General features: G+C 42.3%; 10 protein-coding genes and 1 pseudogene. 5 read left to right on the top strand and 6 right to left on the bottom strand.

The window, feature by feature from the left end; translation table 11 throughout:
* Positions 1 to 260: 260 nt before the first annotated feature.
* The gene (locus AAC855_RS15370) at positions 261 to 449 is read right to left on the bottom strand and encodes a hypothetical protein (protein WP_340610752.1); all 189 of its coding nucleotides are present in this window, start codon (positions 447 to 449) and stop codon (positions 261 to 263) included.
* A 262-nt stretch (positions 450 to 711) separates the two neighbouring features.
* Here AAC855_RS15370 and AAC855_RS15365 point away from each other — a divergent pair, with 262 nt between their 5' ends.
* The 3 genes and pseudogenes from AAC855_RS15365 to AAC855_RS15355 form a co-directional block, all read left to right on the top strand.
* Positions 712 to 1716, top strand: coding sequence for an endonuclease (locus tag AAC855_RS15365; RefSeq protein ID WP_340610751.1), 1005 nt, complete (start codon positions 712 to 714; stop codon positions 1714 to 1716).
* Between the two features lie 395 nt (positions 1717 to 2111).
* The gene (gene phoH / locus AAC855_RS15360) at positions 2112 to 2903 is read left to right on the top strand and encodes a phosphate starvation-inducible protein PhoH (protein ID WP_340610750.1); all 792 of its coding nucleotides are present in this window, start codon (positions 2112 to 2114) and stop codon (positions 2901 to 2903) included.
* Positions 2904 to 3259: 356 nt separating this feature from the next.
* A pseudogene (locus tag AAC855_RS15355) lies at positions 3260 to 3400 on the top strand (DUF4760 domain-containing protein); the annotation flags it as partial.
* A 35-nt stretch (positions 3401 to 3435) separates the two neighbouring features.
* Here the strand turns inward: AAC855_RS15355 and AAC855_RS15350 are convergent.
* Positions 3436 to 3960 (bottom strand): hypothetical protein, encoded by a 525-nt coding sequence (locus tag AAC855_RS15350; RefSeq protein WP_340610749.1) that lies wholly within the window; start codon positions 3958 to 3960, stop codon positions 3436 to 3438.
* A gap of 210 nt (positions 3961 to 4170) precedes the next feature.
* On the opposite strand from AAC855_RS15350, the gene AAC855_RS15345 reads away from it, so the two are divergent.
* Both AAC855_RS15345 and AAC855_RS15340 read left to right on the top strand, forming a co-directional pair.
* The gene (locus AAC855_RS15345) at positions 4171 to 4386 is read left to right on the top strand and encodes a hypothetical protein (RefSeq protein ID WP_340610748.1); all 216 of its coding nucleotides are present in this window, start codon (positions 4171 to 4173) and stop codon (positions 4384 to 4386) included.
* Positions 4387 to 4884: 498 nt separating this feature from the next.
* On the top strand, positions 4885 to 5508 hold the full coding sequence (locus tag AAC855_RS15340) for a hypothetical protein (RefSeq protein WP_340610746.1): 624 nt from the start codon (positions 4885 to 4887) through the stop codon (positions 5506 to 5508).
* A gap of 270 nt (positions 5509 to 5778) precedes the next feature.
* Here the strand turns inward: AAC855_RS15340 and AAC855_RS15335 are convergent, their stop codons facing one another.
* From AAC855_RS15335 to AAC855_RS15315, 4 genes are all read right to left on the bottom strand, one after another.
* The gene (locus AAC855_RS15335; protein ID WP_340610745.1) at positions 5779 to 6090 is read right to left on the bottom strand and encodes a transposase; all 312 of its coding nucleotides are present in this window, start codon (positions 6088 to 6090) and stop codon (positions 5779 to 5781) included.
* A gap of 234 nt (positions 6091 to 6324) precedes the next feature.
* Positions 6325 to 7332 (bottom strand): cytochrome d ubiquinol oxidase subunit II, encoded by a 1008-nt coding sequence (gene cydB, locus AAC855_RS15325; RefSeq protein ID WP_340610742.1) that lies wholly within the window; start codon positions 7330 to 7332, stop codon positions 6325 to 6327.
* On the bottom strand, positions 7322 to 8659 hold the full coding sequence (locus AAC855_RS15320) for a cytochrome ubiquinol oxidase subunit I (protein WP_340610740.1): 1338 nt from the start codon (positions 8657 to 8659) through the stop codon (positions 7322 to 7324). The genes cydB and AAC855_RS15320 overlap by 11 nt, the downstream gene beginning before the upstream one ends.
* Before the next feature lie 373 nt (positions 8660 to 9032).
* Positions 9033 to 13193 carry a non-ribosomal peptide synthetase gene (locus AAC855_RS15315; protein WP_340610738.1) on the bottom strand — a complete coding sequence of 1387 codons (4161 nt, stop codon included), beginning with the start codon at positions 13191 to 13193 and terminating at the stop codon, positions 9033 to 9035.
* Positions 13194 to 13195: the final 2 nt, after the last annotated feature.

The raw sequence follows: 13195 nt of genomic DNA, 5'->3' as shown, positions 1-13195 counted from the left end.
TCACGAGTCGTATCGTGCATCAATTCAAGCGCTTCTTTTTGGGCATCTGTCAGGGTAATTTTCATGGCGCGATTTTGATCTGATAGGAATGAAAAATCAAGCATCTTCAATGACGATGGGTATATAACTTTAATAACGCTTAACCTTTATTTATTATGTAAGTTGTAAGCATTAATTAAGTTTAACAAAAAAGCAATAAAGGAAGCCATTAATTCAATAATGGCTTATTTTATTGCCTGTTTTTCAGGCATGTAATGTGGTCATTGTTCATCAGAAAATGAATTTAAAGTAATATCTAACTGATTTTTACCTGCGATAATAACTTGAATTTGTAAGTTGTTCTCTGAATTATGAATTGTGTTAACGGTAACTTCTTCATTTCCTGAATATTTCTTTACAACATCCAGCAGCTCATGTTCAAGCTGTTCAATTTTAGTGTTAATTGTCATTTATGGTATTAAATATGCTAAAGTTGATTTAATTTTACCCAAATAAAGGGAGTTCAATAGCTTAATAAACAACGTATTTGAACCTTTAAAGTTGTAATAAATTAACTTATTCGATGAATTAAGTGATATTAAACTTTAATAGATAAAATAACAAACTGCTCCCACAATAATCATTAATTAATACATAAAATATGTGTCATTTATTCGTCCGTTCAGGCAGGATAACAGACTGTTATTATACGACAAGTAAATAGGTATTATTTTGAGCAATAATATTCGCTTTTGGGCAAATTATCTTTTATTTTTTGGGTTAATTATTTCTTTTAGTGCATGGAGTGCTCCGGCCAACTTTGAACAGGCTAAAGTTGAGTCACGAAAATATGTTTATGCGGGGCTGGAAAAGTCAGGTGTTGGTACTTTGTATTGTGGCTGTGACTGGCAATGGGTTGGTAAAAGTGGCGGACGCGTTGACTTGCCTTCATGTAACTACCATGTAAGGTCGCAGCAGAACCGAGCTGAACGCATCGAGTGGGAGCATATTGTACCGGCATGGGTATTCGGTCACCAGAGACAATGTTGGCAGAATGGCGGGAGAAAAAACTGTGTTGATAGTGACCCGGCATTTCGCGTAATAGAATCGGATCTGCATAACTTGGCACCTTCTATTGGCGAAGTAAATGGGGATCGCAGCAATTTAGGGTATGGAATGGCTGCTAAAAATCTGCCCAATATGTATGGTGCCTGTAGTAGTAAAGTTGATTTTAAGTCACGTTTGTTTGAGCCGCGTGACAAAGTGAAAGGTATGGTGGCCAGAGTCTATTTCTATATGCACGACCGCTATAACCTGACAATGTCGCGTCAGCAGCAGCAGTTAATGATGGCTTGGGATCGCCAATATCCTGTGGAAGCTTGGGAGCGGGAAAGAGATAATCGTATCGCGCGGATTATGGGGCACCACAACCCATTTGTTACTGGCAGCAAAAAGTGGCAGTTAGGGCATAAAAATTCAGGTCAGGGGATTAGCGGGCAAGATGATAGCCGAAGTGTAAATCCTGTACGGTCAGTATCCGAGCCGGTCTCAGTGGCTAAATCAACAGCTAGAACCGCCGCAAATGAAGCTATTAAAGGCAATAAGAACAGCATGATATACCACCTCTCTCACTGCTCAGGGTATAAAACCACTTCGGATCAAAATGCGGTTTATTTTCGCTCCGAATCTGAAGCCCAGAAAGCCGGTTATCATTTAGCTGCTAATTGTAAAAAATAATTAATATTGGCTGAGTTGTTATTTTATGTTTTTGTTTCTTTGTGATTTATCAATCAAAAGTTAAAAAATGTTTCAGTAAAATTTAAATTGTTACCTTGTCATAAATAAAAGATTGTCATTATACTGACATCATAGTCCGCTAAATTTAGTCTGGTTATGGTAAAGCGGATATGCGAGGAATGCCGATGACAGATACTGAAACAATTACAATTCAGTCAGGAAGTGAACCGGTGATAAAGACCGAGCTGCCAACAGAAAGGCGGTTGTCTTATCACCGGTTTTTTTATGGGTCTTAATGAGCTGAAAAGGGAGCTCACTTCTATTCAATATAACGCAGTTATTCTAATCGGTGATAGAACACCGCAAGTGTGAAGCCAACGATAAGGTGTGCGACTATGAGTAGACAAAAAGCAGTGATGAAATCTCGCCGCGAAGTCAGGAGAATGCTAAAAAAAGATATGCGTCAGTCTCGTTATCGCAATGATAATAACGTTACCTCATTAGTACAGATTGGCGGAGTAGAAGCAATCGGAATGGCACGAGAAAACAGGGATACCTCTGAAATTCGCCCACGCAATGAAGTGCAGTACCGTTATATGCGCGCTATCAAGAATAAACAATTGGTGATCGCTGATGGTGAAGCGGGTTGTGGTAAAACGTTTATCAGTACAGCAATGGCAGCAGATGCACTGATTAATAAAGAGGTTGATAAAATCATTGTGACACGTCCGGTATTACAGGCGGAAGAAGATTTAGGTTATCTGCCGGGAGATGTGGCAGAAAAATTTGCGCCCTATTTCCGCCCAGTTTATGAGGTGTTATTAAAACGTATGGGCGCATCGTTTTTGCAATACTGCCTTCGTCCTGAAATTGGAAAAGTCGAGATAGCTCCTTTTGCTTATATGCGTGGCAGGACATTTGAAAATGCGTTCGTGATCCTTGATGAAGCACAAAATGTGACGATTAATCAAATGAAAATGTTTTTAACCCGATTGGGAGAAAACGTAACTGTTATTGTGAATGGAGATATCAGCCAGTGCGATTTACCGGACAGCACCAAATCAGGGCTGGCGGATGCACTGGCGCGTTTTTTTAATGATGAAGCAATTAGTGTCATTCATTTTTCTCAGGAAGATTGTGTGCGCTCTAAGTTATGTCAAAAGGCATTGCAGGCTTATAGTTCTTAAGGTTAAGCGGGAATAAAGATTGCTCAGAAGAGTAATTGAATGGGTGATGGGTATAGTACAACAGAACGGCTTCATTTATTGCTTTCTATATTATGTCGCAATGATGAAGCCGTTAAATATTTGTAGAAAGACCATGAATAACTGAATCAAATATCTAATGTAACCCGAATTCTGTTTAAGCCGTCATTGGAAAATCGTCTTCTGAGTAGAAAATGTTCAGTGAGGGCTTTTTCCATTTAAGGCAGTGAGCAATTTTTGTTGACCACAACAATGATAGGTTCTCTCCCGAAAAATGCAGTGCATCGGAAAGAAAGATGGCACTATTTGCCGCTGAAAAAAGGGGCGCCCATCACATCACTACAGTGATTGAAACTTACGATATTGCCGAACCCTTAATCAAAGTTATCAGAGAACATATCAACTCTGAAACCACTTACCAAGAAGTCGAATGGCTGGTTAAGCGCTGGAAAGCCAGTCTGCTAAAGAAAAATAAGTAACAAATCCCGACTAAATGCCGCTCAACTAGCAGCATTTAGTTATTTTGTATATCTCCGACACAATCAGTCTTGACTTCCTCAAATAAATGCGATGGCAGAAGCCGACTAACATAAGGTATGAAATTCCTATGCAGCTCAGGCTTAGGCTTATAGTGGCCACTAGCATTACTCCACGTAACTAACTCACCTTTTTTAAATACAGCGAGACCTGCATAGTAAACCGATATATTGTCACTGTATTCTACACCGCCCTTTTGATAACGATAATGAGTTAACGATGAGTGCCCATGTTCTGTCTCTGACATTGATACCATACGAATAATTCCGGGTTCATCTACCCTATTAACAAAAACATACCATCCATCTGGTGTCGTTTCCGTTTTATCAGCTATATTTATTAACACATATTTACTCTCCTCAACTAAGCTAAACCGTAATTCATAAATCTCATTATCTTCAGCTTGTTCCCAAGGCTCCAGTAGGATAGGTAAGTGTTTTAGTCTAGTGACTCGCTGAGATAACAAAAAAATGCTCCGATGAAGTTGATCTGCATATGCCATGATGTTACTCCTTAATGAATTGTATTAAAGGTCAGTTTTTCCTCAACAAAATTATGACTAATGGGTTTATTTCAATAGAAACTCACAGTTTTGCAATGTCAAGCACTTTTGGTTATTTGCCTTTCTTTTTTCCAATTTACTTAATCCGCGCCCGTAGCCTTAATAGGATGCTCAAGAGGTACTCAGGCATACTATGAACGTGACGAAAGAGTGCCTGATGCCAATTATCTGGCGGCATTGGTTAATCTCGGAATTGATACTATGTATGTTCTTACTGGTATTAAGTCAGGTATACCAAAAATCACGATTGAAGAACAAAAATTCATTGAACACTATCGCGCGATGAGCGAAGAATCATGCGCAAACATGCGAGCTGTAGGTTCTGCGTTTGCACAAGCAACGCCTGATAAGAAAGCAAATAGTTAATTATAAATAAGGAAATTAAAAAATGTGTCCCACTGGCTTTAGGCTACGTGAAGAAAGGATGAACTTTAAATTTACTCAAAATGGGGTGATGCACAAGTACGCCATTACGTTACTACCCTGAAACAAGGTATTGAACATCGCGCTTGTGGCAAAGAACCTTTCAAAGATATGAGCGAGATTTTCCCTGCATTACGCATGGCACACTGTGAACATCACTATGTGTTTTGTTTGCTGCGTAAAGATGCTCCTGCGTTAATCGTGGCAATGCTTCATGAGAGAATGGATTTGTTAACGCACCTTGCTGACCGACTTATGTGATTTTTTTGTTTCTTCTTCGTATGCTGCGCGGTATGCTGGATCATCCATCCACTTATCATGTAATTCTTTATGTGTTGTCAGTTTCATTGAATGCCCTGCCAATAATATTTAAAGTTTGCCGGACAAGGCGGTATCGAACAGGTATGCCATGCATCTTTAGACAACTAAGAAGGAAAGATTATGATCACAATGGATCAAGCTGATAAAATAAATAGTGCTACTAGAGGATATTTTTGGTGGGGACATAAATCGAACAACAAGGTTTATTTGTTGAATTATGGCAATGCTCATCATGTCAAAAAAACGATCCGCAATGCTCATGCTCTAGAAGCGACGGAATTCATTTTGAAAAAGAGAGCATCATCACAGTTAACTTTTGCTGAGCACCTGAACATACCTTTCGACGAACATGCTGGCAATTGTGGGGAATATACTGAACATGCTGTGAATCGTGCTCTTACTACGGATTCGGTCAGTACTGTTTGGACTTTCGGCTGCCGTGAAGCTGAAGGAGTAGATCATATATTTTGTGTTTTTAACTTACTTCAGGCTCCAAGCAACACGCCATGCCTAGAAAGAATGTCTTCTGAAAATTCCTATCCTGATGTGATTGTTTGCGATCCATGGGCAAATATAGTGTGCCTTTACGCTGAATATCCAGAAAGACTAAGGGAGAAAATGAAGACGTGGAATGGGCTTGGAAAGTCCATTCTTGTAGGAATATCTGCAATATCTGCAATGTCTGCGATAGAGTGGGGAAATAGGTGTTTGGCCGCACCAGCAGATTTTGAACAGAAATATTAGTTCTTAAATGTAGAGGCCCAAATCATCACTCATCATATTTCCTTGTAACTGTTTCCAGTCCCAATGGTCGAGGCTTTTTCGCAGTCCAGTTCTTTTCTTATCTCTTCCGTTGCACAATTCTAGCTTAATAGAAAATAAACAGCATAATAGATTAAATTTTAACCACTCACATAAGTGACGATATAGGAAATAACAAATATAATAATAACTATTTACAATTGTAATATATGAATAAGTTTCATTTGTGTATCAATGCCACATTAATAATCACTAATTGATTGTTTTTAAATCACCATTAATACGCACCCAAATCAGCACGGTCGCCTGCTTTTCCATTTCCAGACGTTTCACCTGTTTTTCTAATGTTTGTATCTGGCGTTGTTCGGGCGTCAGTACTTTACCGACCGGCGTTATCCTCTGGATTTCGGCATTATACTGGCGAACCCATTTTCCCAACGTACGGGGATTGATCCCCAATGAACGGGCGACATCGACCACCCGTTGTTGATGGAGAATAACCTGTTGAACCGCTTCCAGCTTAAACTCAGCGGAATAGTGGCGTTTGGTGAGTTTCACTTTCATTGTTGCACCTCATGATCATATTAATAACATTAGCAGTCTTTTGAGGTGCCCGGGATTATCATGCCACTACATAAAATCAGGCAGAAAATGGATAATTACTTCACTTTCATCCCTGCCGCCGTCATTAAGAAACGGAATAAAGTCGAAACGGCATAAAGCGTTAATACACTACAACACCAAATAGTTATCATCCAACCCAATCTTTTCCATAGCGAAGAATGTGAATGTTCTGTTTTAGTGGTAGCCTTGTTCATGGGTGATTTTTCCTCGGAAGACATAATAACTCCAATAGGTGTAAGTCAATATTATTGGGATGATAAATAGTGCACCGACAAGCATAAAACCCAGAGATTGAGGGGGAGAGGCAGCCTCTTCATAGCTGATAAAGGGGGGGATGATGTTTGGCCAGATACTGATCCCTAACCCGCTGAACCCCATGAATACGAGTAGTAATGCGGCCAAAAACGGCGTGTAATGACCGCTCTTCTGGTTAGCAACCAGCAGTTTCCAGCTTGATCCTAAAACCAGTAATGGCACAGGCAAAAAGAAAAACAGGTTAGGCAGACTAAACCAGCGGTCAGCAATAGCCGGCTGAGAAAGCGGTGTCCAGATGCTGACGATAATGATGGTTATCAGCATCAATAAAGTTAATGGACGTAGAAGCCTGAGCATTTTTTGCTGCAAATGTCCTTCGGTTTTCATCACCAGCCAGCCACATCCCAGTAACCCATAAGCGATAAGCAGACCAAAACCGCAAAATAACGGAAAGGGTGAAAGCCAATCGAAACTCCCGCCAATATAGGTCCGATTTTCTACAGGAAAGCCTTCAATAACAGCCCCGACGACGACACCCTGTATAAAAGTCGCAATGATTGAACCGACAATAAACGCCTTATCCCAAATCGGCTGATGTTTCGGCGCTGACTTGAAACGAAACTCGAATGCTACGCCGCGGAATATCAGCCCTAATAACATAATCGTTAATGGGATCGCCAGTGCATCCAGAATCACGGCATAGGCTAGGGGGAAAGCGCCGAATAAACCGGCACCACCCAGTACCAGCCAAGTTTCGTTACCATCCCAGACGGGGGCAACAGAATTCATCATTAAATCACGATCTGCCTGCCCCTTAACCATGGGATATAAGATACCTATCCCAAGATCAAAGCCATCCATCACGATATACATCATGGTACTGAAGACGATAATCAGGAACCAGATGAGGGGAAGATCAATACCCATTTGTTAACTCCTTATTGGGCCCTTTACGGATAAGTTTCATCATATAAGCATAACCAGCACCGAAAACAGCGCCGTAGACGACAAAGAAGATAAGCAGGCTGATGCTCATATGGAATTCGCCATGAGCAGAAACCGCATCTTTCGTGCGCATCAGTCCATAGACAACCCACGGCTGGCGACCGATTTCCGTGGTGAACCACCCGGCGAGTATGGCAATCAGGCCAGAAGGTGCCATCAGGAGCATAAAGCGGAGAAACGTCCGGTTCTGGTACAACCGTTTTTTATAGCGCAGCCATAACCCCCAGACTCCCGCCAGAATCATTAATAATCCCAATCCGACCATAACCCGGAATGACCAGAAGACCATAAAAGCATTGGGGCGATCTTCTGGTGGAAACTCTTTCAGTGCCGGAACTTGTTTATCAATGCTGTGTGTCAGGATAATGCTGGCAAGGTAGGGAATTTTGACGGCATAACGTGTCTCTTCTGCTTCCTGATCGGGGATACCAAATATAATGAGTGGGGTGGCTTCGCCGGGATGATTTTCCCAATGGCCTTCCATCGCAGCAACTTTGGCAGGTTGATATTTCAGGGTATTCAGGCCATGTAAATCACCGATAAATGCCTGTAATGGAGCAATGATCAGAATCAGCCACATCGCCATTGACAGCATTTTTTTCATGGCTGACGAATCATTGCCTTTCAGTAAATGCCAGGCAGCGGAAGCCGCAATAAAGAACGCTGAAGCGAGAAATGCTGCTGTTCCCATATGCAGCAAACGATAGGGAAAAGAAGGGTTGAAGATAACCGCCAGCCAATCTACGGGGACAACCTGATTATCAATAATTTCATGGCCTTGTGGCGTCTGCATCCAGCTATTGGATGCCAGTATCCAAAAGGTGGAGATAATTGTGCCGAGGGCCACCATGCAGGTGGCGAAAAAATGGAGTTTTTCACCCACCCGATTCCAGCCGAATAACATAACGCCAAGAAATCCGGCCTCAAGGAAAAAGGCGGTAAGCACTTCATAGACTAATAAAGGGCCTGTGATGCTTCCGGCAAACTCAGAGAAAAAACTCCAGTTAGTACCGAACTGATAGGCCATGACTAAACCGGAAACCACGCCCATACCAAAATTAATGCCAAAGATTTTTGCCCAAAAGTGGTATAGCGTTTTGTAGTCTGTATTACGTGTTTTCAGCCATAAGCCTTCTAACAGAGCAAGAAAACTGGCTAAACCTATTGTAATAGCGGGAAAGATAATATGAAAAGAAATGGTAAATGCGAATTGTATCCTTGCAAGTTCCAGGGCAGTTAACCCGAACATAGCTACCTCATTTTGGTATAAAAAATAAGTGGAAAAGTACGAACGAGTAAAGCATGGATATTTAACATATAACAGTAACAATTTTTTATTTAATTTATATAACAGTTTAACGGCATCAATTAATTAACATATTGAATACAATATAAAAACATTAAACTTGTAGAAGAGATAATATGAAAATAAATATTTTATTATCGATATATATTTAGGGTGATAATTGTACTATACGCCAATGCTAAAGAAGGCGTTAAAGAGAGAAATTATTGAAGAATACTCAAACAATCCATGACGCTATCTGGCGGGAGACTCTATCGAATAAGAGGCTGGTAATACCAGCCTCATTAATCGCCACCAAATTAGTTTATATTAATGCCTATTCCTTAATTCCTAATGTATTAATTATTTCTTTGCGAATAATAGAAGTACATTCAAGAATGTTATTATGATGGTGATTTTTCAATAGTATAATTTCTAACGGGGTGGATATCCATTGAGAAATATTATTATCCGTCACTTTTATGATTGATTCAGTCAACTTTATATGCGAAGCGTCATTATAGTCAGGATTGATTTCACCTGCTTTGAATAGCGTAATACGGGTATGTTTTAATATTCCGCTTAAGTCACAATCAGCTATTTTGTATTCAAATGGTGCAGCCTCCAATACTTTATTAATATAGATATCATTGGCGCCCATTTTCTGTAGCTTATCAGTGAGTAATAGGCTCATATTAGACATGTTAATGTTATTTTTAAGTATTTTAATCTCAGCGTTGTTAATTACCGTATCTAATAAGAATAGCTGGATTTTTTGTGCGCCAATCTGTTCTAATTGATAGGCAATTTCCATTGCTAACTGTCCACCTAATGACCAGCCTAAGATGCGGATAGTTTGATCAATAGAGATTTCAGTCAGAATTAACTCCATATAAATCTGAGCTAATCGTTGCAATGAATCTATTGGGTTATCTGTACTGAGATTGTAATTATCGATACCAATACAGTTATAATTATCAGCTAATATATTTGCCAGAGGGGCATAGGATTCACTACCACCATTAGCGGGATGAATCATAAATAGTTTATCCGTTGCCATTGACTCTGGTGTTAGGAAATTAAGTAAACTGATTTTTTTATTATCCGTTACCAGCCATTGGGATAATAAAGCAATGCACTTGCAACTGAATAAGATATTTAACGGAATATCAACGGCCATTTTATGGCGTATTGCCGAAGTGAGTTTAATCGCCAGCAGAGAATTGCCGCCGATACGGAAGAAGTTATCGTCAATACCCACCCGCTCCAGCGCTAACACATCCTGCCAGATAGCGCAAAGCTGAGTTTCTAAGGCATTACGGGGGGCGACATAACTGTCTCTGTTCCCGAAAAGTGGTTCCGGCAAGGCTTTGCGGTTGACTTTGCCGTTCAGCGTCAGCGGAATAGTATCCATAAAGGTAAAGCTGGTGGGCAGCATATAGTCCGGCAGGCGATCAGACAAGTGCGTAAGCAGCATTTCATCGGAGACAGCGTCCTCAGCAACCAGATACGCCACCAGTACTTTATGACCCTGATGCTCACAGTCAATCACGACCGCCTGTTTGATCTGTGAATAGGTCATCAGCGCACTTTCAATTTCGCCCAGTTCAATACGGAAGCCGCGAATTTTAACCTGAAAATCGTTGCGACCGAGATAGTCAATATTGCCATCGGGCAGCCAGCGACCCAAATCACCGGTTTTGTACATACGTGCTCCCGGCTCGTTAGAGAACGGGCAGTCCAGAAAACGTTCAGCCGTTAATTCAGGGCGATTGAGATACCCGCGGGCAACGCCTTTTCCGGCGATATAAATTTCGCCGGTGACTCCCCACGGTACCGGCTGACCATGCGGGTCAAGAATATAGATTTGCGTGTTGGCTATCGGGCGCCCGATCGGCGGTAACGTTGGCCATTGCTTAGTCTTGTTGTCCAGCGTGTATGACGTTACCACGTGACTTTCTGTCGGACCATAGTGGTTATGTAACCGGCAGTGACCAGCGCGTTGCATCAGACGCTGAATGGCGGGGGTGATACGTAATTGTTCACCGGCGGTAATAATATGTTTCAGGCAGGAAAGGTCGTCTTCTTCATTGAGGTTGACAGACTCAGCAAAATGCTGGAGAGCAACATAAGGCAGAAAGATTCGCTCAATCTGTTGTTGCTGAACCAGTTTAAGAAGCTGTTGGGGATCCCGGCGGAGGGTTTCATTAATCAGCACCAGACAGCCACCTTCACACAGCGTGGTAAAGATTTCCTGAAACGCAACATCAAAGCCCAGTGCTGCAAATTGCAGGGTTTTACCGGCGGTCGTAGGGTGTTCAGGCGTATGGCGATGCCAGAGCAGCAGGTTTGATAACGCGGACTGCGGCATTTCCACCCCTTTGGGTAAGCCGGTGGAGCCGGAAGTGTAGATCACATAGGCCAGATGGTGAGATGCCAGTGCCGGAACTACCGGATCATGAGCTGGCTGGTCGGTGAGATAAGCCGGTTGTTCATCGAGTAATACGGTATGACTGGCCGAGGGAAGAGAAGCTTCCAGAGCCTGTGCAAAAGTAGACTGGGTAAGTAGAGCCACGGGGGCCGAATCTCTAAGCATGTGAGCCAATCGCTCGCCCGGAAGGGCGGGATCGAGTGGTACATAAGCCCCACCGGCTTTAAGAATGGCGAGTAAGCCCACCACCATCTCCGGGCTGCGTTCAACACATATGGCAATACGCTCGTCAGGGCATACCCCCAGCGTAATCAGATAGTGAGCCAGGTGATTGGCACGGCGGTTAAGTTCCCCATAGCTCAATACCTGTTCTTCAAATTCCACTGCAATGGCATCAGGAAGTTGAGCCGCCTGCGCTTCAAACAACTGTGGCAGAGTTTTGTCCTGTGGATAAGGCGCATCGGTCTGGTTCCAACTGTGCAGCAAAGTATGACGCTCTTCCTCACTTAGACAGGTGATAGCGGTATGAGACTGTTCCGGATGACAGGAGACTTCGTGCAGAATACGTTCAAGCTGCTCCAGCAAACGTAATGCCTGTTCGTCCTCCAGCCAGTCTTTCCCATAATTAAATTTGATGACTAAACGGTTACCTTGCTCATACGCTATCAATGACAATGGATAATCCACTTTCTCCACTGCGCGGCGAAATGTCAGTGTCTGTTCGATGCCGGTTTGGTTCTCGTCTGCCACCGGAGCAGGGTAATTTTCAAACACTAACAGGCTGTGAAATAACCGTTCTCCGTCAGATTGCAGACTGGCGAGAGAAACGGCACTGTGGCTGTTGAGGTCGGCGATATTTTTCTGGATATGTTGTAAAACGGCGACGATGCTGTCGGTTTGTTTCCACTGCACAGCCAGAGGCAACGTATTGATATAAAGACCGACACTGGACTCGATCCCTGCAACGGGGATATCCCGACCGGAGACGGTTGTGCCGACAATTGTCTGCTCATCAGCGGTGTAAATGTGCAACAGTTTATGCCAAGCAAATTGCAGCGCCACATTCAGCGTCACTCCGTGTCTCCGGCAGGTGTTTTTAAGCTGCTCATAAGCGTTACCCTGCACAGTGAGTCGTTTTTCTGCCGGTTTTTCGATCATTTTTATCTGGGTCAAGTCAATCCGGTGGCTTAGCAGCGCCGATAAATCGTTTGTGCCCTGCCATTGGGCCTTGCGCTCAGACCAATAACTATCCGTATCGGTCTGATGATTGCGGTAATATTGTTGGGCGTCCAGATAAGTGTTATCTACAACGATTTCAGGTGTGCGGCCCTGTGTGAGTGCGTTGTAATAGCTATGAACGGTTTGCAATAAAATCGGGTAGCTCCAGCCATCAATGATGCTGTGGTGTAGGGTGATAACCACGGTAATCAATTGTTGATGTTGTTTAATCAGGGTAAAGCGCGCTAATCCGGGCTGACGTAAATTAAATGGCAGGGAGAGATCATGTTGTGAGAGCGTATCAATCGCCCTGTTTTTTTCTTCTTCTGATAAAGGGGTAATATCTTCGTGTCTGAAATTTGTCGCATTAATACTGGCACCTGTTGTGACGATTTGTAATATTTCGCCTTCCCAATGAAAGGCGGTTCTGAGGATCGGGAAACGGCGCGAAGCTAGTGTCCAGGCTTGTTGGTAAGCGTTAACATCAATAGAGGTGTGGTAATCCAATAGCAGCTGTATGCGATAAGCATCATCCAGTGGCTGAGAAAGATAATGATAGACAAACCCCTGTTGCAAGCTGGTGGCAGGGAAAATAGCCTCAATTTTTTTGTTGCTGGATGAAGTAGCAGGCCTACCAGCATAATTTTCAAGGGAAATAAAACGCTTAAAGTCTTCTACTGAGAAGATGTTTTTTTCATTTAAAAAATTAAGAATGTTTTCTTTTTTCTGTTTAACTTGATCAATAAGTTGATCAGGGGGCGTTTCCCCTGTGAATGTCAGTTTCAACTTATTTTCATAAACCCATACTGATGCCTGATTTTTGTTAAGTTCTTTAAATAGCGTCAACATTT

Origin of the sequence: Xenorhabdus bharatensis, from assembly GCF_037996705.1 — a bacterium.
In the GTDB taxonomy this organism is placed as follows: domain Bacteria; phylum Pseudomonadota; class Gammaproteobacteria; order Enterobacterales; family Enterobacteriaceae; genus Xenorhabdus; species Xenorhabdus bharatensis.
The sequence above is the reverse complement of the archived record's forward strand: the minus strand, read 5'-3'. Positions and strand labels throughout refer to the sequence as shown.

Coding starts and splice junctions, on each gene's coding strand:
- AAC855_RS15350 (WP_340610749.1), bottom strand. CDS start 3,960: ATGGCATATGCAGATCAACTTCATCGGAGCATTTTTTTGTTATCTCAG.
- AAC855_RS15315 (WP_340610738.1), bottom strand. CDS start 13,193: ATGTTGACGCTATTTAAAGAACTTAACAAAAATCAGGCATCAGTATGG.
- cydB (WP_340610742.1), bottom strand. CDS start 7,332: ATGGGTATTGATCTTCCCCTCATCTGGTTCCTGATTATCGTCTTCAGT.
- phoH (WP_340610750.1), top strand. CDS start 2,112: ATGAGTAGACAAAAAGCAGTGATGAAATCTCGCCGCGAAGTCAGGAGA.
- AAC855_RS15335 (WP_340610745.1), bottom strand. CDS start 6,090: ATGAAAGTGAAACTCACCAAACGCCACTATTCCGCTGAGTTTAAGCTG.
- AAC855_RS15340 (WP_340610746.1), top strand. CDS start 4,885: ATGATCACAATGGATCAAGCTGATAAAATAAATAGTGCTACTAGAGGA.
- AAC855_RS15370 (WP_340610752.1), bottom strand. CDS start 449: ATGACAATTAACACTAAAATTGAACAGCTTGAACATGAGCTGCTGGAT.
- AAC855_RS15320 (WP_340610740.1), bottom strand. CDS start 8,659: ATGTTCGGGTTAACTGCCCTGGAACTTGCAAGGATACAATTCGCATTT.